General features: G+C 72.4%; 13 protein-coding genes. 9 read left to right on the top strand and 4 right to left on the bottom strand.

Annotated elements, in window-relative coordinates:
• The first annotated feature begins 69 nt into the window (after positions 1–69).
• From ACWEN3_RS03945 to ACWEN3_RS03925, 5 genes are read left to right on the top strand one after another with little or no spacing between them, the layout of a single operon-like run.
• Positions 70–3,270, top strand: coding sequence for a lantibiotic dehydratase (locus ACWEN3_RS03945; protein ID WP_452965315.1), 3,201 nt, complete (start codon positions 70–72; stop codon positions 3,268–3,270).
• Complete coding sequence (locus ACWEN3_RS03940) at positions 3,267–4,625, top strand: lanthionine synthetase C family protein (protein WP_452965313.1); 1,359 nt, start codon at positions 3,267–3,269, stop codon at positions 4,623–4,625. The genes ACWEN3_RS03945 and ACWEN3_RS03940 overlap by 4 nt, the downstream gene beginning before the upstream one ends.
• 26 nt (positions 4,626–4,651) lie before the next feature.
• The gene (locus ACWEN3_RS03935; protein WP_452965311.1) at positions 4,652–5,602 is read left to right on the top strand and encodes an ABC transporter ATP-binding protein; all 951 of its coding nucleotides are present in this window, start codon (positions 4,652–4,654) and stop codon (positions 5,600–5,602) included.
• The gene (locus ACWEN3_RS03930) at positions 5,599–6,399 is read left to right on the top strand and encodes an ABC transporter permease (protein WP_452965309.1); all 801 of its coding nucleotides are present in this window, start codon (positions 5,599–5,601) and stop codon (positions 6,397–6,399) included. The genes ACWEN3_RS03935 and ACWEN3_RS03930 overlap by 4 nt, the downstream gene beginning before the upstream one ends.
• A complete protein-coding gene (locus ACWEN3_RS03925) occupies positions 6,396–7,694 on the top strand; it encodes a DUF6895 family protein (protein ID WP_452965306.1) in 1,299 nt (432 codons plus the stop codon). Before ACWEN3_RS03930 ends, ACWEN3_RS03925 begins: the two co-directional genes overlap by 4 nt.
• Positions 7,695–8,221: 527 nt before the next feature.
• Here the strand turns inward: ACWEN3_RS03925 and ACWEN3_RS03920 are convergent.
• Positions 8,222–8,425, bottom strand: coding sequence for a hypothetical protein (locus ACWEN3_RS03920; RefSeq protein ID WP_452965304.1), 204 nt, complete (start codon positions 8,423–8,425; stop codon positions 8,222–8,224).
• 264 nt (positions 8,426–8,689) lie between these two features.
• Here ACWEN3_RS03920 and ACWEN3_RS03915 point away from each other — a divergent pair, with 264 nt between their 5' ends.
• Both ACWEN3_RS03915 and ACWEN3_RS03910 read left to right on the top strand, forming a co-directional pair.
• Entirely contained in the window at positions 8,690–10,495 is a 1,806-nt protein-coding gene (locus tag ACWEN3_RS03915) for a hypothetical protein (protein WP_452965301.1), read from the top strand.
• A gap of 96 nt (positions 10,496–10,591) precedes the next feature.
• On the top strand, positions 10,592–12,733 hold the full coding sequence (locus tag ACWEN3_RS03910) for an ATP-binding SpoIIE family protein phosphatase (protein ID WP_452965299.1): 2,142 nt from the start codon (positions 10,592–10,594) through the stop codon (positions 12,731–12,733).
• 110 nt (positions 12,734–12,843) lie between these two features.
• Here the strand turns inward: ACWEN3_RS03910 and ACWEN3_RS03905 are convergent, their stop codons facing one another.
• The 3 genes from ACWEN3_RS03905 to ACWEN3_RS03895 form a co-directional block, all read right to left on the bottom strand.
• Positions 12,844–13,869: an MASE1 domain-containing protein gene (locus ACWEN3_RS03905; protein ID WP_452965296.1), complete on the bottom strand. Its 1,026-nt coding sequence runs from the start codon at positions 13,867–13,869 to the stop codon at positions 12,844–12,846.
• 101 nt (positions 13,870–13,970) lie between these two features.
• A complete protein-coding gene (locus tag ACWEN3_RS03900; protein WP_452965366.1) occupies positions 13,971–15,305 on the bottom strand; it encodes a PP2C family protein-serine/threonine phosphatase in 1,335 nt (444 codons plus the stop codon).
• 298 nt (positions 15,306–15,603) lie between these two features.
• Positions 15,604–16,425 carry an alpha/beta fold hydrolase gene (locus ACWEN3_RS03895; protein WP_452965293.1) on the bottom strand — a complete coding sequence of 274 codons (822 nt, stop codon included), beginning with the start codon at positions 16,423–16,425 and terminating at the stop codon, positions 15,604–15,606.
• Between the two features lie 324 nt (positions 16,426–16,749).
• On the opposite strand from ACWEN3_RS03895, the gene ACWEN3_RS03890 reads away from it, so the two are divergent.
• Both ACWEN3_RS03890 and ACWEN3_RS03885 read left to right on the top strand, forming a co-directional pair.
• Complete coding sequence (locus tag ACWEN3_RS03890) at positions 16,750–18,159, top strand: lipase/acyltransferase domain-containing protein (RefSeq protein ID WP_452965291.1); 1,410 nt, start codon at positions 16,750–16,752, stop codon at positions 18,157–18,159.
• A gap of 82 nt (positions 18,160–18,241) precedes the next feature.
• Positions 18,242–21,466, top strand: a 3,225-nt coding sequence (locus ACWEN3_RS03885) for a WD40 repeat domain-containing protein (protein WP_452965364.1), incomplete at its 3' end; no start/stop codon positions are given.

The following is a 21,466-nucleotide window of genomic DNA, read 5'->3' as shown; positions in this document are numbered from 1 at the left end:
GAGGACGTCCGCCCGGCCCCACCGGCCGTTCCCGGGAACACAGCGACAAGGACGAAGAAGGGGACACCCGTGGGGGAACCGTCACAGGAGACACCGTTCGAGGCGAAGGACGTCTTCCTGCACCGAGCGCCGCTGGCAACGGGCGGACCCGGTCTGCTTCTCCCGGCTGCGGGCCCCCGGGATCTGGGAGCCTGCGCCGAACTCCTTGCCTCCGTCCCCTCGGACGACGTGCTGAGCGAGGCGCTCGACCTCGCCTCCCCCAGCCTCAGCGCCATGGTCCGCCGCGTCGCCGAGCACGGCGCCGCCGGCACCAAGGCGGGGCAGTTGCGCCGCGCCGCGCTCGCCGTTCTGCGCTACGACATCAGGATGCGCACCCGCCCCACCCCCTTCGGACTGTTCGCGGGCGTGGCGACCGGCCGTTTCGACTCGGCCGCCAAGGCGGAGAGGGGCAGCGCACACCGCACCCGCACCCACGTCGACATGCAGTGGCTCACCAGGGTCGGACATCGCCTGGAGAGTGACCCGGCCGTGTTGTCCGCGCTCGCCGTCCAGGCTCACCAGGCCCTGGTCCTGCGCGGGGGCCGGCTGGTCCTCGCCTCGTCCTCCACGCAAGGCGTACGCCTCAGCGAGAGCGGCGAGGCCCGTTCCACGGTGTCGGTGCGCAGGACGCCCGTCGTCGAGCGTGCCCTGGCCGAGTCCGTGGCCCCGCTTCCGTACGAAGAACTCGTCCAGCGTACCGCCGAGGCCTTCCCCGGGGCCCCTGTCGAGCGGATCCGGGGGCTGCTCGCCGAGTTGGTGAAGCAGGAGATCCTCATCACCGGGCTGCGCCCGCCGCTGGACGGCGGCGATCCGCTGCACCACGTCCTCGGACTCCTTGAGCAGGTGACCAGCCCCTCGGAGGAGACCCGCCGGACACACGAGGTGCTGCTGGCCGTGGAGCACGCGCGGCAGACGTACGACGCCCGTCCGGTGGGCGAGGGCCGCGAACATCTGGGCCAACTGCTCAAGACGGCACGGTCGGTGGAGCCCGACGACACGCCCCTGCACATCGACACCCGGATCGACACTTCCCTGCACCTGCCGTATGCGGTGCGAAAGGTGGTCGAGGAGGCCACCGGTGTGATGTGGCGCCTGTCCCGGCCCAAACTGGGCCTGTTCGCCCTGCGTGACTACCATCGCCGTTTTCTCGACGTCTACGGGGCCGACCGGCTGGTGCCAGTTCTGGAGCTGCTGGACGAGTCGACAGGACTGGGCGCCCCCGCGGGCTACGGCTGGCCCAACAGCGAGGCGGCGGCCATCCCCCCGGAAGAATTCCGCACGGCTCGACGGGACCGTGCCATGGCCCGGCTGACGGCCGAGGCGCAGCGCGCCGGGCTGCGCGAGTTCGTGCTCGGCGACGCCGACCTCGACGAGCTGTGCCACGACACCGCCGACCGTGCGGACCTGCCCAACTCCTGCGAGGTGACGGTGCAGGTTGTCGCCCCCTCGGTGGAGGCCATGGACGACGGCGACTTCCGTGTGTTCCTCTCCCCGTCACCGGGCTCGCACCGGGCCGGCTCGACCTTCGCCCGGTTCGCCGACCAAGACCCCCGCTGGCGGGCCGAGTTCGCGGCGCTGCACCGGGAGAACCCTGTGCACATCGAGGGCGCCGTCCCCGTCGATCTGGCGTTCAGGACACGTTCGGGACGCGCCGCCAACCTCGCCCACACCACCCCTGCCACCGGTCGCCGCATCAGCGTCGGCGTGCCGGATGTCCCCGGCGTGGAGGAGCTGCGCCTGAGCGACATAGGCATCGGCGCGACACTGGACCGGCTGACCGCCGTCCATGTGCCCACCGGCCGGGAGATCGTGCCGGTACTCGGGAACATGGTCAGCGCGCCCGCACAGGCGCCCAACGCAGTGCGGCTGCTGTGGGAGATCGGTCTCGAGGGTCAGCGACTGTGGGAGCCCTGGAACTGGGGGCCGCTCGCCGACGCACCGTTCGTACCGCGAGTGCGCTACGGGCGGTTCGTCCTCGCCCCCGCCGTCTGGCGGCTGGACGTGATCCGTGCACAGGCGGAGGAACTGCGCGCGGGCAACGCCAACCGGGCCGACTGGGAGCGCGCGCTGGCCGACTGGCGGGCCACCTGGGACGTACCCTGCCGGATTCTCGCCGTCACCACCGACCAGCGGCTGCTGCTCGACCTCGACGACGACTGGCACCGCGAACTGCTGCTCGACCAAGTGCTGCGTCACTCCGACCTGATCGCCCAGGAGATCCCGGGCGAGTACGAGGACTGGCTGGACAGCCCGCTGGCCGGCCACACCTTCGAGTTGGTCGTCCCCATGACCCGGCGCCGGGGGACCGCCACGCCGCGCCGCTCGTACACAGGGCACCGCCAGACCCGGCGTCTCGTGCACGGCCTCGGCGGTGAGTGGCTCTATCTCAAACTCCACGGCTCCGCCCGCACCCAGGACGACCTGCTGCGCGATCACGTTCCCCACCTGGTCGAGCTGGCAGGCCGGAAGGGCGCCGACGGCTGGTTCTTCATCCGCTACACCGACGAGGGCGGACACCATCTGCGGCTGCGCCTGCACGGCGCACGTCCCGAAGAGCTGTGGGGCTCCGTCGCCCCCGCGGTCGGCGCGGTGTTCCAGCAGTGGCAGGACGAAGGGCTGCTGCGCAGCCACTCGCTCGCCCAGTACGACCCGGAAACCGAGCGCTATGGCGGCCCCGCGGCCGAGCGACTGGCCGAGGCGGTCTTCCGGTACGACAGCGAGGCCGCGATCGAACTGCTGCGGCTGGCCAAGGACCCCTCGAACGACTACGGCGTCGACGACCTGGCCGTCGTGTCCTGTGCCGCCCTGGCACACGCCTTCGGGCCGCCCTCACCGGACAACCCGAGGGTCACCGAGGACTGCGGTGACGACGGCGCCGCGGCCTGGCTCTCCATGACCGGAGCCCGCCGCGATCTGCCTGCCGCGTTCCGCGCCCGGTCGGCCCATTGGCGCGGCATCGTCGACCCCTTCGGCGGCTGGCCCGCGTTCTCCGCGGAACCGGCAGGTGCCCGGGCCCTTGCCGCACTCCGCCAACGGGACGAGGCGGTGCGGCAACTGGCCGCCTTCGTGAAGACGTCCGGCGACACGCCGGAAGGCCGGGTGGTCGGCAGCCTTCTGCACATGATCTGCAATCGCCTCTTCGGCGGCGAGGGCTCCCGGGAGCTGACGGTGCTGGGCATCGCCCGGGGTGCGGTACAGGACAACCTCAACCGCCGGAGGCATCAGTCGTGAACGCCAACACCACCTCGCGTGCCCGGGAAGCCGTCGCCCTCGTGGCCGAACGGCTCGCCGACCCCGAGCACGTCGCCGCCGTCGCCTCCCGCGACGACAATCGTGACCCCATCTACGACTCCGTGATGTGGGGGCCGCTGACCCTCGCCAACGGTCTCCCCGGCACGGCCCTCCTGTACGGCGAACTGGCCCGCACAGACGACGCCTGGCGCCCGGTCGCCCACCGTCACCTCGCCGCCGCCGGGCAGGTGATGAACTCGGCTCCCAGCCGCGGTCTGTTCTCCGGACCGGCCGCGCTGCTCGCCGCCGCACAGACGTGCGCCGGCCCCGACGGCCACTACGGCTCGTTGCGCCGAAAGCTGGCATCCTGGGTCGCCGAGGACCAGACCGAACGGCTGAGCGTCTTCCGCGCCCGTGCCGAGGACGGTGGCGTCGGTGTCGACTGGGCGGCCTACGACCTGATCAACGGCATTTCGGGGACGACCCGTCTCCTCCTCGACTCGGCGGCCGACCCCGCCGAGACCGGCTTCGACGTCGAGTCCGCCCTCACCGCCTCCCTGCACCATCTCGTCGGCATCACCGCACCGGTACAGGTCGACGGTTACGAGGTCCCGGGCTGGTGGGTGCCGGTCGAACTCCAACTCAGCGAGCGGGACCGGGCCATGTATCCGCGCGGGGACCTCAACCTGGGCATGGCGCACGGCATCACCGGGCCGCTCGCGGTCCTCTGCACGGCGCACGAGGCCGGGCACGACGTCACGGGCCTGGCCGACGCCGTACACCGCATCGCCGACTGGCTGCTGAGCTGGACACTGCACGACGACGCGGGACCCTACTGGCCCGCCCGCGCCGGCCTGGAGCACGAACTGGCTCCACGGCGTCCGCAGGACCTGTTCACCCGTACTGCCTGGTGCTACGGAACGCCCGGGGTCGCCGCCGCGCTGCTCCGTGCGGGACAGGTCATGGGCCGGCCGGACTGGTCCGCCGCCGCCGTCGAGGCGCTGCGTTCCGCACTGCGGCGGGACGAATCGCTGTGGGCCATCGAAGGCGCCACTGTCTGCCACGGCTACGCCGGCCTCCTGCGGGTCGTGACCCGGGTCGCGCATGTGGTCGACGACCCCGAACTGGAGGCCGGTCGGGAGCGACTCACCGACCGGGTGCTGGCCTGCGCCGACGAGGAGGCCCCTTTCGGCTTCCGCCACCTCATGCGCTTCGCGGCCGCTGCTCGCGCACCGATCCCGCACCGGGCCGTGGACACGGCGGGCATGCTCGAAGGCGCCGCGGGCGTGGCGCTCTCGCTCCTGCCGGTCGATGACGGTCCTCGGCCGTGGGACCGCACGCTGGGCCTGGTGTGACCGAGTCCCAGGAGAAGGGAACGCACATGTCCGAGACACCGGCCTTCGAGATGACCGACCTCGTCGTGCGCTACGGCAAGGTGACCGCCGTCCAGGGCGTGTCCATCAGTTCCGCACCAAGCCGTATCACCGCGTTGCTGGGTCCCAACGGCGCCGGCAAATCCAGCCTGCTCGGGGTGCTGTCGACAGCCGCGAAGCCCGACGGGGGCACGGTCCGGATCTTCGGCCACGACGTACGGCAGGCGCCCATGGCCGCACGTCGGCGTCTCGGACTGGTCTTCCAGGAACGGACCCTGGACAAGGAACTCTCCGTCGAGCGCAATCTGTGGTTCCACGCCAGGCTGTTCGGCATGAAGCGGGAGGACGCCCGGGACCGGATCGGCCTGATGCTCGACCTCTTCGGCCTCGCCGAGCGCCGCCGCCAGCCCATCGAAGAGCTGTCCGGCGGACTCGCCCGACGCGTGGAGATCGCGCGTGCCCTGCTGCACCGTCCCGGGCTGATCATTCTCGACGAGCCCACCAACGGTCTGGACCCCAGTGCGCGCGCCGGCGTCTGGGAAGACCTGCTGCGGCTGCGCGACGAACTGGGCGTCACAGTCCTGTACGCGACCCACTACATGGATGAGGCCGAATACGCCGACGAGATCGTCATCCTCCGGCAGGGCCGGGTCGTCCGCCAGGGAAGCGTCGATCAGCTCAAGAGCAGCCTGGACTCCTCTCGCATCGTGGTGACCTGCGCGGACGACGAGGTCGCCGTCCGCCAGTTGCGCGCGGTGGGCTTCGAACCGCTCGTCGAGCCGGACGGGGTCGCGGTGCACTGCCCGGACCCCGAGGCCCGGATCGCGGAAGTGGTGCGTGCCCTGGACGTCAAGGGCCTGACCGTCTCCGTGCGCCATCCGTCCATGAACGACGTCTACCTGGCGGCTGCCGGGCAGGACAGGCCGTACCAGCAACGGGAGAGTGTGAGCACGCCATGACCGCAACCACCGCTGTCGCCCCGTCCCTCGCCGCGGGCGACGGACGGCTGAGGGTGGCCCTGCGCGCCATCGGCGTCATCGCCCACCGCGATCTGCTGCGGCAGACCAAACGCCCCGGGGTCCTGTTCAGCCAGGCCGTGCAGATCCTCTTCTTCGTCCTGGTCTACGCGGTGGGCTTCGACGGGATGATCGATTCCGTCGGCTCGGTGTCGTTCAGCGCGTACGTCTATCCCGGGATCATCGCCATTCAGGTGGTCTCGATCGGAGTCGCTTCCGGCCAGACCTACGCCTGGGACCGCGAATACGGCGTACTCCGCGAACTCCTCGTCGCCCCGGTACCGAGGATCTGCCTGCCGCTGGGCAAGGTTGCCGCCGGCGCGGGCATGGTCACCGTACAGAGCGTGGTGATGCTCGCCTTCTCCCCTCTGGTCGGCGTCGAACTGACGCCGGGCAGATTCCTCGCTTCGGTGGGCTGCTACGGCCTCGCCGCCGTCGTCTTCAGCGTCATCGGCCTCTGCCTGGCCACCGTCATCAAACGAGTGCAGACTCTCCAGGCCACCGTTCAACTGGCCATGTTCCCGATGCTGTTCCTGTCCGGCTCCGTATTCAGCGCCCAGGACGCTCCCGACTGGCTGGGCTGGATCATGCACCTCAACCCCATGACGTACGCGGTCGACCTGGCCCGCCAGGTCCTGCTGGGCGGCGGAGGCCTGCTCCCCTGGTGGACGGACCTCGGCGCGATGAGCGCCATCCTGCTGCTGGTTCTCGCGGTACTGCGGCTACGGAGCGGGCGATGAGCACCCCGGCCGACGCCGACTCCTGGGCCCCGCTTCCCCTGCACGTCCGGGCGGCTGGGTCGGCGTTGGACGACGACGCGGCGGCCCGGCAGGTGCTGACGGGTGCGCTGCAATGGCTCGAAGCGCACGTGGAATGGTTCGCACCGGGGCGCTGGGAGGAGTTCCTGCCCCGCCGTCCCTTCCGGCCCGGGCCGTTGCTGGAACTCCTCGGCCTGCTCCGGATACTGGAGCGGGCGGGCGTCCTGTCCACAAGCGCGCCGCTCGCGAGGCACGCGCTCGATCTCGCCCAGAAGACCGCCGACGAGCCGGACTTCGGGCACGGGCTGCGCCGCGCCGACGAATTCTTCCCCTACCACCTCAACTTCATCGGGCTGCTCGAACTCCTCGGCCGTCCTCGGGCGGCCCTGCGTGCCGACTGCCAGGCACTGCTCGCAGCGGACGCCGGCGGCCACAGCCGCGCCTACAAACCCGCGCTCAACAGGATCGAACTGCGCTACTTCGCCGACCGCGGGCACTTCACGGCTCCGTCGCGACTGCCCGACCTCGGCACGCTCCACCGCCAGAGCATCGCCGCCCTGGACCCTGACGTCCTTCGGCTCACCGAGAGCGAGACGTACGCCTTCACCCATGTCCTGTTCTACACAACGGACTTCGGCCACCATCTCGACCTGCTCGGGGGCGGTGGGTCGGAGACCCGGCTGCGCGAGACCGTACGGGTCCTGCTCGGCTCCCACCTCGCCCGCGGCAGCCTCGACCTCCTCGCCGAACTGCTGCTGTGCGAAACGGCCCTGGGTGGCGGTTACGGCCCTGGTTCGCTGACGAACCAGGCGTGGAACGTGCTGGCCCGCGCGCAACGACCGGACGGCGCCCTGCCCAGCCCCGTGCACCGCCCCGAGGTCCTGGCGGGCCTCGACGGCGACAAGGCCACGGCCTACCTCTTCGGCACCTGCTATCACACGACCCAGGCAGCTGCCCTCGCCGCCGTCGCTCGCCTGCATGCCGCCGCGGCAGAAGTCCGTACCCCGCACCGCACCGCACACCCGCTGCCCTGCGCCGATCCCGAGGAAATCCGCCACTGGGCACGGCAGGTGACCACAGCAGCCGCCACCGCCACAACCGAGGCGCGTGCAGCATGGAGCGCCCACCTGGACCCGCTGCTCGCGCTCACCGTCCGGCAACGCGACCGGGCCGTCCTGACGGACCTCCTGCACGCGGCCGAACACCTCGGTCAGGGCAACCACCCACTGGTCCGCTCCGCGGCGACACTTCTCGGCCTGTGGCAGACACACCCCTGACATCGGGCTTCACCTGCACCACGCGACCCGGCGACCGATGCGTGGAGCGCCTCCCGCGAGCGTGGCCTCCCGGGTGGGACCTGAGTACTCCGGTGGCCGGCGAGGCCGCCACGCCGTGCCGCGGGGGTGCGGGGCGACCAGGCGTCAGTTGCGCCGTGTGGGCTCCGACGCGGACAGGGTGAAGCCCGGTTCGATCGCCGTAGTGGTCGGCATCCTCCTGATGGAGGTCCGGGTGCTGTGGCCACGCCTGATTCGGCTGGGACGATACTCTGCTTCGTAACGCTCGTTGGACGCTCCAGGCCGCCGAACAGCGGTTTTGGGCTGCCGCATACCTGCGTTGACCTGCGGTTATGGCGGATCCCGTTTCATGCCACATCTTTCCGATGACGCATCACGTGGAGTGCGTGGCGATTCTGGAGCCTGCGGCGAAGGGCGCCTGAACTGTGGCCAGGGACGCGGCCGCTTCAGGATCGTGAGCCGGGGGTTGCGCTATCGGTGTTCGCCGTTGGGGAGGGAGTGACGCAGGCTCACTGGTCGGTTGAGAAGCGCTTCGGTTCCGCCAGTACCGAGCGGGCGCCCTCGATGTCGGCCAGTCGCGCGGACAAGCTGGCCACGGCCAGCCGTTGGGGGAGCGCTGCCGAGAACTTCAGGCCGCGTACGGCGCGCTGGTCGACATCGGGCAGGACAAGTGACGGCGTGGCCTGTACGGCGTCCAGCGCGGCGCGCCACATGTCCGGGCTCAGAAGCTCAGTCTGCCTCGCGCCATCTCCGGCGCCTTCGCGAGCGTCTTCTCGCTGACCTCGATCGCTTCAGGCCGGCGTTACGCGATCAAATGCTTCACCCGCCACGTCCCGGACCAGGAACGCCGCTACCAGGCCATCAGCGCTCGACTCGGGCGGCTGGATCCGGCCGAACTCTCCCAACCGTGGAATCTGGGCTTCGAGTACCTGCCCGACGCCATCAGTGTCCGGCAGGATCGCTATCCGGTCCTGAAGATGGAGTGGACCGAGGCCGTCACCCTGTCCTCCTGGCTCGACGACAACCACGCCCACCCGTTCGCCGTCGACCGTCTCGCCGACCGGTTCGAGGCACTGACCCGTGACCTGGCGGCCCACGAGATAGCCCACGGTGACCTCCAGCACGGCAACCTGCTCGTTGCAAGCGACGACACGTTGCGCCTGGTCGACTACGACGGCATGTACGTCCCCGCGCTGGCCGGCATGGGCGGCACCGAGCGAGGGCACCGCAACTACCAGTCACCCATGCGAGGAAATGATGACTTCGGGGCGGCGCTGGACCGGTTCTCCGCCTGGGTCATCTTCCTGTCGCTCAAGGCGATCGCCTCCGACCCCGCCCTGTGGAATCGGCTCCATGAGCCGAGTGGTGAGTTCCTGCTGCTCACCGAGGACGACTTCAAGAGCCCGGGGGGATCCACGAGGCTGCAGACGTTGCTGTCCCATCCCGACCGAACGGTGAGTGGCCTCGCCGACCAGGTGCGGTCCCTGGCCTACCAGCCGTTGGACGTGCTGCCTCCGCTCGCGCAAGCGGTCCCCGGGCAACGGACCGCCGCTACGACGACCTCGACGGTCTCGGCCAGTGGCACCGCCGCTCCCTCTGGTACGGGCGGACTGCCCGGATGGATGGCAGGGCACGTTTCTCCGCAGGTCACGCCGCCGCCGGTCGCGCCCTCGGTCACTTCGCCGGACGGTTTCCGTACCCGGACGCCGCTGGATGTCGTTACGGCCGTGCTCCGGCCACTCATGCTGGCCGCGACCGCCTTGATGGTCGTCACTGGGTTCTCTGCGCCGGCGATCGGGCCGGGCGTGCCCCTCGTCGCCGCCGTAGCGCTCACCGTCTTCGCCAGGAGCCGCCGTCAGGAGCGAGCGCAGTCACGCGCCGTCCTCGCCAACCTGACGAAGGAACTGGCCCAGCTCGATGACCCGGTCAAAGAAGCCGAGAAGCTGCGCAAGGACCGGGCGAAGTTCGACGCGGCGGAGAAGGAGCGGGCCGCCGCCTACCCACGAGCCCAGGGCAAGCTCACAGCCCAGTACCACGCCGAGCTCAAGGACGCCGAGAACGGCAAGGTCCGCAAGCAGCGCGACATAGACAAGAAGATCGACGGACTTGCGGAGGAACTCCGTAAGGCACTGGCCAAGGCGCTCGCCGACAAGCAGTCGGCATACGTCCGGGAACAACTCGGTCGACGGCTGATCGCCCAGTCCCCGCCCAACGGCATCGGGGCGATCCTCACCGCTCGTCTGGCGGCGGCGGGCATCCGGACGGCAGCTGACTTCAGGGGCTACCGGTCCGTGCAGAACACCCACTGCAACAGCACCGGCGCCGTGCTCGTGCTGAGCAGCGGCCGCGCCGTCGACGTCCACGGCATCGGCGAGGCCAAAGCCATCGCCCTCGATGCCTGGCGCAGACACCTGGTCGTCTCCGCCGAGGCCCGGCAGCCGACCGCCCTCAGCGCGTCGGAGCGGCAGTCGGTCGAACAGGACGTCGCCCGACGCCGTACCCGGCTCGCCGCCCAGCGCCAGGCTCTGGAGTCCGAGACCGACGCGTTGCGAGTGAGGGCGCGGAAGCGGATGGAGGACGGCCAGGAGCGGCTCACCCGAGAGAACACTCTTGCGGGCGACCATGCCCGACAGCAGCGGCAGGAATTCAGCCGGCGCACGGTCGCGCTCCAGCAGAACAGCTCACTCCACGGGGCGCTGAGCGCCTCTGTCGAAGCCGTCAAGCTCCGGCAGCGCGGGCTGTCGTACGCGTGTTACGTGCGGTTCCTCTATGCCGGTCGCTGACCCGGACACAGCCCTCCCTGACGACGCGCGCGGTGTCCGCCGGCCGGCGCCGCGGCACCGCATGCGGGGCCGCGGGCCCGGCGTAACGTCGTAGACGTGGACCACTCCGCGGACAGCCTGCTGTCCCCTGCCGCGCACGAGCTCAGCCTCAAGGCGGGCCCGCTGACCCAGGACGTGGAGGAGGTTCTGCGGCGGGACCTGCCCGAGCTGTGGGAGGACCCGGACGTCATGGCGTCGCAGAACATCGCCGACCACGTCGCCGGCGTGCTCTTCGGCCTGGAGCACGGCATCGGCGCGGGCGGCATCGAGCCGCCGGAGGCCGACGCCGAGCGGGCGCGCCGGCTGGCCCGGCACGGGAAGTCGGTCAGCGTCACGCTGCGGGCCTTTCACCTGGGGCAGGGAGCCATCGTCGACCGCCTGCTGGAGGAGCTGCCCCGGCTGACGGACGATCCCGAGCTGGTCAGCGCGGCGGCGCGCAGGCTGCTCGCGACGGCGACCGAGTACGTGGACCGCGCCTCCGAGCGGGGCGTCCTCGCGTTCCAGGAGGAGCGGGACCGCAGACTGCGGTGGCGGCAGTCGATGGTGAACAAGGCGAGCATGCGCATCGGGACCACCCTGGACATCGCCCGCACCGCCGAGGAGCTGGCGGACCTCGCCGCCGAGGAGTTCGCCGACCTGGTCACCGTCGACCTGCTCGACTCCCTGCTCCATGGACCCGACGTCCCGGAGCGGGACGTGCCGGAGCTGCGGCGGACCGCCCAGCGGCCGGCGGCCGGGGACGGCACGGAACCCGCGATCGCCCCGCAGCAGCTCCACACCTACCCGCCCGGATCACCCCCGGAACGCGCGCTGGGCACCGGGCGCCCCTCCCGGCACGACCTCGACACCTCCCGCCTCCCGGACCGCCCGGCGGACGCCGGTCCCGGCCACTCCAGCCTGGTGGTACCCCTGCTCGCCCGGGGCACCACGCTCGGTGTCGCCCAGTTCGTCCGGCACCGCGGCCGCCAGCCCTTCGACGACTCGGATCTGCTGTTCGCACAGGACCTCGCCGCCAGGGCGGCGGTGGCCGTCGACAACGCCCTGCGCTACACGCAGGTGCGCACCACCGCACTCGCCCTGCAGCACAGCCTGCTGCCGCGGTGCACGCCGGAGCAGTCCGCCGTCGAGGTCGCCTTCCGCTATCTGCCGGCAGGCGCCGAGCACGGCGTGGGCGGCGACTGGTACGACGTCATCCCGTTGTCCGGCGCCCGGGTCGCCCTGGTGGTGGGTGACGTGGTCGGCCACGGAATCCGGGCCGCCGCCACCATGGGCCGGCTGCGGACCGCCGTACGCACCCTGGCCGACATCGACCTGCCGCCCGACGAACTGCTCACGCACCTGGACGACGTCGTCATCCGGCTGTCCGCCGAAGCCCTGGCCGACCCGGACGCGGAGGACGCCGGTGACATCGGCGCCACCTGCCTGTACGCCGTCTACGACCCCGTCGCCCGCTGCTGCACCCTCGCCCGCGCCGGACACGTACTGCCCGCGCTGGTGACCCCGGACGGCGCCGTCGACCTCCTCGACCTGCCGCCCGGTCCGCCGCTGGGCCTGGGCGGTCTGCCCTTCGAGGCGGTGGAGCTCGAACTGCCCGAGGGCAGCGTCCTCGCCCTCTACACCAACGGCCTGCTCGAAGCCCGGAACCACGACGTCGAGACCGGCATCACCAGGCTGCGCGATGCCCTCGCCCGGTCCGCGGACTCCCTGGAGGCCGCCTGCGACACGGTGCTCGACGCACTGCTGCCGGCCCGCCCGGACGACGACGTCGCGCTGCTCCTGGCCCGCACCAACGGTCTAGGAGGCCGCCAGGTCGCCACCTGGGAGCTGGTGGCGGATCCGGCCGCCGTCTCCCGGGCCCGGTCCGACGTCACCCGGCAGCTGACCGCCTGGGGCCTCGAAGACCTGGACTTCGTGGCCGGACTGGTGGTCAGCGAGGTGGTCACCAACGCCGTCCGCTACGGCCGGCCGCCCATCCGGCTGCGCCTGATCCACGGCCGCACCCTGATGTGCGAGGTGTCCGACGACAGCAGCACCACCCCGCATCTGCGCCGGGCCCGGGTCTACGACGAGGGCGGCCGCGGCCTGCTCCTGGTGGCCCAGCTCGCCGCGCGCTGGGGAACGCGCCACGCCCGCCACGGCAAGACGGTCTGGGCCGAGCTGGACGAATCCGCCAGGTCACCGGCACCGGTCTGCGGATAACCCCGGGACGGTGACTCCGAAGACCGGGGCACGGTCTTCGGAGTCAGGGAACGGCTACCGGGACGCCGGGGTGCGCGGGAGCGCTCCGGGCAGCCGGGGAGCCGGGCCGGTCACGCCGGTCTGCCGGTCCGTCCGCCGCGCTCCTGCGCCTCGTCCTTCCGGTCGGCGCCGACGCCGAGCGTCGGCTGGTAGCCGCTCGCGGCGATCCTGGCCACCAGCTCGGCGAGGTACGCGCAGGCGCGCGCGATCTCCTTCTGGGACTGGTTGCGCTCGCTGACGGCCGCCGCGACGAGCAGGGCGGTCAGCGAGGAGGCGCCGTTGAACGCCTGCAGGGTGATCATGTCGGTGAGCAGGTCGTGCCCGAGGAACGGGCCCGATCCGCGGGTGGCGGCGATGATCGCGAAGGTCGACACGGCCAGGGCGCAGGGCGCGGCCCCCGCCAGCTGGAACCGGAAGGCCGCCCAGATCAGCAGCGGGAAGCCCAGGAACATCAGGGGCGTGCCGCGGGTCTCGACGAACCCGACGCAGGCGGTGGCCGCGAGCAGCAGCAGCCCCTCCAGCCACCGGTACGCCGGAACCTGCCTCGGCCGGCGCAGGGTGCGGAGCACCAGCAGGACCGGCGTCACCACCAGGACGCCCATCGCGTCGCCGGTCCACCAGACCGACCAGGTCGGCCAGAACTTGCCGGTGCTCAGCGCACCGGAGAGGGCGAGGGTCCCGGTGCCGACCGTCGCGCTGACCAGCATCCCGGCGAAGGCGCCGAGAAAGATCAGCGCGAGCGCGTCCCGCAGGCGGTCCAGTTCGACACGGAAACCGGCGCGGCGGAGCAGGGCGTACGAGCAGACGGGCGCGAGGGTGTTTCCCGCCACGATGCCGAGCACGGCCAGGACCGACGGCCCGAGGGAGACGTTGGCCAGGAGCGCGCCGAGCGCGATCCCGGGCCAGACCCGCGGGCCGCGCACCAGGAGGCTCGCGAGGGCGATACCGGTCGGCGGCCACAGCGGGGTGACCTGGCCGCGCACCAGCTGCTGGATGAGTCCCAGCTCGGCCGAGCCGTAGTACAGCGCGGCAACCACGCATATCTCCAGGGCGGCCACACCACCGTGCCGGAGCCGTTCTCGCCGCGCGACAGTCATCGGCGACCTCCGCATCGCCATCGCCCCGGAATCCATCATCCGCTCGATCCCCGCGATCCTCCACGGCACCGCCGGACCGACGGCCCGGCGAGGAGGCGAGGTCAGGCGCGCGGGGTGCGCAGGGCGAGGACGGCCATGTCGTCGTGACCGTCGCTGGGGTGGTGATCGGCCAGCGCCTGAACGAAGTCCTGCAGGGGAAGCGCCGCGTAGGCGGCGGCGAGACCGGTGAGTTCGTCGAGGCTCTCGTCGATGGCCCGGGCGGGATGTTCGATCAGCCCGTCCGTGAAGAAGACCACGGTGGCGCCCGGGGGCACGAACCGGGAGTGGTCGGGGCGGGGCTGCTCGGAGTCGACACCGAGCGGCAGCCCGGGCTCGGCGAAGAGGTACTCGGCCCGGCGTCCGGGGGCGAGCAGCAGGGGCGGGACATGGCCCGCGGTGCTCCAGTGCAGGCGCCAGCCCGTGCCGGCCGGCTCGATGCGCGCCAGCGTGGTGGTGGTGACGGGGTTGTTCGTGATGGCCTGCAGGGTGCGGTCGAGCTGGGCGAGGATCGCGCCGGGCGTGCTGCCCCGTTCGTACAGCAGGGCGCGCAGCATGTTGCGGGTGGAGGCCATGGCGGCCGCGGCCCGCAGATCGTGTCCGACCACGTCGCCGATGACGACCGCCACGACGCTGCCGGGCAGCGGTACGGCGTCGTACCAGTCGCCGCCGAGCTGACTGGGCTCGGCCGCGGGCCGGTAGATGGCGGCCGCGGTGAAGGGCCGCAGGTCGGGCAGGGTCGGCAGCAGGAGCCGCTGGAACTGCTCGGCTCCGACGCGTACCCGTTCGAACAGGCGGACGTTCTCGATCGCGATGCCGGCGGCTCCGGCCAGGGCGACGACGACGTTCTCGTCGTGGATGTCGAAGGGCCGCCCGTCATGCCGTTCCGAGAGGTAGAGGTCGCCGTAGATCTCCCCGCGGACGGTGACGGCGACGCCGAGCAGGCTGCGCAGGTGAGGGTGGCCGGGCGGGAACCCCACGGACGACGGATGGGCGAAGATGCTCTCCACCCGCAGAGGCTCGGGGTGGTGGATCAGATGTCCGAGGACGCCCAGACCGCGGGGGAAGCCGGTCCCGGCCAGATCCGCGTGTTCCTGCTCGGACAGACCGGCGACGACGAACTGCTCCAGGTGGTTTCCGGCCTCGTCGAGTACGCCGAGGGCCCCGTAGCGGGCGCCGACCAGGTCCATCGCGGTGGTCACGATCCGGTGCAGCACCCCGGGCAGCTCGACCTCCCGGCTGATGGCCACCACCGCGTCCAGCAGGCCCTGGAGCCGGTCCATGGCGTCCAGCAGCGACCGCGTCTGCTCGTTGATCCGGCCCAGTTCGGCGCGCAGACGTTCGTGCAGTTCGGGAGCGTACGGCGGCCTGGATGACGCCCCTTCGCCGGTTCCTGCCATCATCGGCGCCCCACGGCCGCAGGCCCGGTCCCGGTCACCCTCGGCAGGCAGTCCGCTCGCACGCTTGAGCGGTGCATTTCGCCTCCTGCGACCCTGAGTCATCGCGCCGGGGCGTGGCACGGTGAGTCGGGCCGACGGTTGTCACTCAAGAATCAGCATGACACGCCGGCTCCCGCCCGCACGCGAAGAACCGCAGGTCGTCTCGGCGAGGCCACCGCACCGGCCGAGCCGCGCCACCGCCCATGCGGGCAGCAGCAGCCTCGTGGAGGGCCGGCCGGGTGTCGGCGCCGGCGTTCGCTCAGGAAGGCGTCCGCCGATGCTCCGACGCCATGGCCGACAGCGCCTGGACGCCACGGCGGACCACGCGGCCGAAGACGTCCGGGTCGGTGAGCGACAGCAGGTGGGGGCCGGGCACGTGGACGAGCCGGACCGGAGTGCCCGCCTCGCGGATCCGGCGCAGGAACCGGCGTTCCTGGACACGGAACAGCGGGTCGCCGAGCCCGTTGGCCAGGACGACCGGTGTCGTGACCCGCGCGGCCAGGTCCAGCGAGTCCCAGCGGGCGACCTCGGCGAGGACCTCGGGGAAGGCGTGCCGGGAGATGCCACCGGCCGTGATCCCGCGGAAGCTCTCCTCCGGCAGCCTCGCCCGCAGCGCCCACTCGTTCAGCAGGTGGGCCCGGTCCTCGCCGAGCAGACGCTGGAGCAGGGCCGCGCCACGGTGGGGCAGGAGCAGCGGCCCGTCGGGCCTGAGGGTGCAGCCGTGGCACAGCAGCCCCGTGGCACCGCCCGTGCCCAGCGCGCCGTAGGCGAGGGTCGTGATGCCGCCGAGCGAGGTGCCGGCGACCACGGGCCTGCGCCCGGTCGCCGCGGTGGCCTCGGCGACGGCCGCGCCGATCGTCTCGACCGCCGCGTCCAGCGTGAACCGCAGGTCGCCCGCGGAGCCGTGGCCCGGCAGATCGCAGGCCGTGATCCGGAAGTCCGGGACCAGGCGGGCGATGACTGCGCTCCACATGTGGGCGGACAGACGGATGCCGTGCACGAGGACGAGTGGACGGCCGTCGTCGGGGCCGGCGGTCCACAGACCGGGTTTCTCGCGCTGCTTCAGCAAGGGGCTCGGCAAGGGGGTCGCCCTTCGGTGAGTGGCTCCGTCAGGGGAGCGCACGGAGCGGGACCGACGCCCCGCGACGACCCGGCCGGCACCGTGCATCACGTCTGTGCGCACGGGTGGACGGCCGTCGCGGGACGCCTGGGACCAGAGTGATCCAACCGAACTGGTGGGAGCAACTACCCGGATAGTCGGGTGAGTTGAGGCGATCACAGAGCGTGGTCCGCTGTGCTAGCCTCGGGGACCCGTCCGTGACATCGGCCACAGGGGAAGCAGGCCGTCAGAGCGTTCGAGGCGAAGTTCATGCGAGAGAACACGGGGCGAAAGTTGCATGATGCCGTGGTGATCGTGCCCGGCATCATGGGCAGCGAACTCAGGGACGCCGAGACCGGCAAACCGTTGTGGGGCGTCAGAAGACTGCTCCAGTACACCGCGAGAGCCCATGCGGGACGCCTGCGGCAGCTCGCGGTCACCGACGAGGAACGTGAGGGCCGCACCGGACGCGTCGAGGTGACCGGACTCCTGGAGAGCGCCGAGTGGCTGCCCGGGCTCGGCTCCGCGCATCCGTACAGCGCCCTCGTCACCGAGATGCGGCGCAGTGTGGTCGACCGCGCCGCCCTCCTCGCCTTCCCCTACGACTGGCGGCTGTCCGTCGAGTACAACGGGGCCCTGCTCGCCCGGGCGGTACGCCGGCACCTGGACGCGTGGCGCGCCCATCCCGCGCACCGGCAGTACCTCGTCGAGAACCCCGAGGCGGGCCCGGCCCGGCTGGTCTTCGTGGCCCACTCCATGGGCGGCCTGCTCACCCGCGAGGTCCTGCACCACGACCGTGCGATCCGGGACGACATCCGCGCGGTGATGACCGTCGGCACCCCGTTCAACGGGTCGGCCAAGGCCGTCCTGATGCTCAACTCCGGCAAGGGAATGCCGCTCCCCGTGCCCCCCGAGGCACTGCGCGAGGTGGCTCCCACCATGCCCGGCCTGTACGACCTCCTGCCCAGCTACCGGGCCTACGAGGTGGACGGCGACATGCGCGTGCCGGGCGTCGAGGACATCGTGTCCATCGGCGGGCGGCGCGAACTGGCGAAGGCGACCGTGGACTGGCGGACGAGCCGGGCCGGGACCTCCCTGCCCGAGCACATCACGGTGGTCGGCATGGGGCAGCGCACCTGGACGAGCTACCGGCTCACCAAGGGCACCGCCGTACTCGAGCGGTACCTCTTCAAGCGCTACAACGACGGCCGGCTGCTCCCGGGCGCGGACGGGCGGCCCCAGCGGGACCGCCGCACCGGCGACGGCACGGTCTACCAGCACGCCGCCCAACTCCCGGACACCGCACGGCCGGTGCACTTCTACCACGAGCACGGCCACCTCATCCGCAGCCGCAGTGTCCTCGACATGGCCTCCGGGCTGATGCACGGGCTGCGCCACCCCGGCGAGCGGGGCGCCATGCTCGGCGACGAGGCCGAGTTCGAGCTGCACACGCCCGAGTGGGCCGCCCTGCACGAGCCGTTCGCCGTCGAGGTGAACGGCGTCGGACGGGGGGCGGACCTGGAGTGCACGGTGCGTGGGGTCAACGGCCTCGACGAGGTGCTGAACCCGGCCCTGAAACCCGTACCCGGCAGACCAGGCCTCCTGGCCGCGGCCTGCCGCCCCGACCGCCCGGGCATGTACGAGGTCGAGGTGACCGGCGGCGACGAGCCGAAGCGGCGGCTCGTACCGGTGCTCGACACGGTGCACGACGGCTGACGCCATGGCACCGGAATTGGTGTCGGCGGCTTTCGAGCCGACCGCGGCAGGTGACCCGGCCGGGAGCCCCGAGGCCTTGCCCGTGCCCGTCCCGCGCCGGCCGGGGCCCGGCCGGGACGGCACGGTGGCCGACGCGTTCGACGTGCACGTGCTGTCCGTCGGCCCCGTCGCCGGGTACCCGGACGCGGACACCGCGGCCGAGGCCACGGCCGTCCTCGACGTCCTGCGGCGGATCGGCGGACAGCCGGCGGCCCGCCCGGCGGACGAGGGGCAGCCGGTGGCCGGGACCCGGCCCGCCACCGTGGACTCCCTCGGCGCCGCCGACGACGAACTGGCCCGCTGGTCCGGGGAGTACGGCGACAACCCCGGCCACGAGCTCAAGGACCGGCCGTCTGCCCTGGTCTGGCTGGGCCACGGCCGCGTCGGGACCATGGGCCCGACCCTGCTCCTCCCCGGTTCGAGGGAACGCGAGGGGCACGCCCAGATCACGCCGGACATGTTCGCCCACCATCTCTTCACCGAGTGGCGCAACCGCCGTTCGGGAGAGGGCCACTGGGCGATCGTGGTGATCGAGGCGTGCAAGTCGGCGGACTTCGCCGCCGGCGTGAAGCAGCGGTTCGACCGCCCGCCCGGAGCGGACGACGACCCCTACTCCATCCTGCTCATCGCGACGGGGAAGGGCTCGGCGCAGGCGTACCTGGGGACGTTCCGGAAGACGCTCGACGCCTACCTGGACGGGCTCACCAGCCACGACAGGGTCTTCGAACTCCACGACCTGCGACGGCACTTCAAACAGGACAGCCACTACGCCGAGTTCGGCGGCGAGTCGTGCCACGAGCTGAAGCTGGCGCTGCGCGACCGCGTCCCGCTGCCCGGCGTGACGACGGTGGCCGAACAGCAGCGTCTGCAGGGGGAGTTCGACGCCGCCCCCCTGGCCGTCCCGCTCACGGAGCAGCCGCCGCAGGACCCGGAGCACACCGGAATCCTGGAGGTGGTACCGCACTTCACCGGACGGACGGCGGAACTCGCCGAGCTGGAGCGGTGGTGCGCGGAGCCCGGAACCGAGCGCGTCCTGATCGTCCCCGGCGCGCCGGGCGTCGGCAAGTCCGCCTTTCTCGGCGAGGAGCTGCGGCGGCTCAGGCGGGTGAGCCCCGGGGACACCGCGAGGCCCCGGCTCGGCGCCGTGCTCCGGCTCACCGGAAGCACCCCGGAGGAGATCCGGACCCGGCTCGAACAGGTACCGGAGTTAAGGGCGTCGGGGGTGCTGTCCGGGGACCACGCGCCGACCGCGTCCGACGCACCGTCAGGTCCCGCTGACAGGCTCCTCATTCTCGCCGACGCGCTCGACGAGGCACGGGACCCCGTCCGTACGGCGTTCCTGCTCCGCGCGGCGACCGACCACCCCCGCGTCACCCTGATCATCGGCACCCGCCCCGCACCGGGCGACGGCGCCCCGCACGGCGACGGCAGCCGGGTCGACCTTCCGACCGTGCTCGGCTCGAACACCGAAAGGGCGCGGGTCATGGAACTCCTGCCCGACCCGGTCGCGGCCGCCGAGTACGCCGCCGACGGCGTGCGCAGGGTCCTGCGGGAGCATCCGGTGCCCGACCCCGTCTGGCCGGAGAGAGTCGCCGCGACGGTCCGCGAGGCCGTCGAGCAGCATGTGCGCGACGGATCCTGGCAGTTCCTCCAGGTATCGCTGCTCGTTCAGGAGATCGAGCAGAACCCCCAGGTGCTGTCCCAGGACCCCGCCTCGCGGGACGCGCTCCAGCGCCTCCTGCGCAAGGACCGGACCGGCCTGTTCGGAGCCGCCGTAGAACGCATCACCCGGGATCAGCCGACCGCCCTGCCCTTCCTGCGGGCCCTGGCCCTCGCCCACGGCAGAGGACTGCCGCGCGTCGACGGGATCTGGCTGCGGGCGGCGACCGCCCTGGCCGCGGCGGACGCCACCGGCGCGGACGGGCCGCCGGACGAACGGGCGCTCACCGACTTCCTGGCCAAGGCGGCGGCCTACGTCCTGCTGGACGGGGAGGACCGGCGCAGCGTCTACCGGCTGGCGCACCGCACCTACGCCGACCGGCTCGCCGCCGACGTCACTCCCGGGCAGCGCCTGGCCATGCTCACCGCGATGCTGGACCTGGCCGTCGACCAGGCCGCCGAGCGACGGCCGCTCAGCCCGCACCTGGAGAGCCGGCTCGCCGAGTACGCCGCCGACTGCGGCACACCGGGCTGGCGGCAACTCGCCCGGTACCCGGCCGTGTTGGACCGGCTGCGGACCGCGGTGCTGTGCGGTCTCGCCCTGGCCCCGGGCCGGCACGGGGGAGGGGCGGCGCCCACCGACCTGCCCGTCGAGGTGCTGGGCACCATCACCTCGGCGCATCTGATCGAGCGGTCCCAGGCCGCCGACCGGCCCGGACTGCGCCAGCTCGGCGGCCTGCGCGCCTGCGGCACCCTGCGTCCCGCCGGCACCGGCGCGGCCTGGGAGGTGCGCTGGGGAGCGGTGCGGCGCACACCGCCGCATCTCCAGCTCGACGCGGGGCAGATGGTCACGGCCGTGGCCGCGCACCCCGAGCGGCCCTGGCTGGTGAGCGGCTCCCGCGACGGCTCCGTGATGCTCTGGGAACCCTGGCGGACCCACGTCCCCGTCCTGCTGATGCGGGCCGGCGAGAGCCCGGTGACGGCGGTGGCCGCGAGCGGCTCCGAGGGCGCGGGCCCGGTCGTCGCGGCCCATGACGACCGCGTCCTGCACATCTGGCACACCGGGGCCGACGGCGCGCCCGCTCCGGCCGCGCCGCAGCGGGTGGAGACACCCCACACGATCTGGCAGCTCGCGGCCCTGCCCGACGGGCGGTTCGCGGTGGCCGGGGACGCCGGCTGGGTGGCGGTCCTGGACCCGGGGCAGGCACGGCTGTCGCCCGCGCCGAGTGCCGCCGGCAGTGACGTCGTGGGGCTGGCCCCGCTCACCGGAGCCCGGGGGCGGCAGTGGCTGGCGGTGGCGGAGCGGGCGGGGGACATCGTCCTGTGGGACGTGTCCGAGGGCGTGCCCGAGTACCTGGACACGCTGAGCCTGCGGCAGCCGCTCGCGGCCGTCACCGCGGTCGGGGGCGCCGAACTGGTCATGGCCTGCCCCGACGGATCCGTGTGGCGCTGGGACGCGGCCGACCGGCAGCACTCCGCCGTCCGGCTGGCCGCCCCGGACGACACGGCACCGCCCAGGATGGGGGCGAGTCCTCCGGTGCTCGCCGCCTGGCAGGCGGGCGCCGGACGGCAGGCCGTGCTGTGGGGCGACCAGCGGGGCCTCTGGGCC

It is taken from the genome of Streptomyces sp. NPDC004561 (genome assembly GCF_053602155.1).
This window is presented reverse-complemented; position numbering and strand designations above follow the sequence as displayed.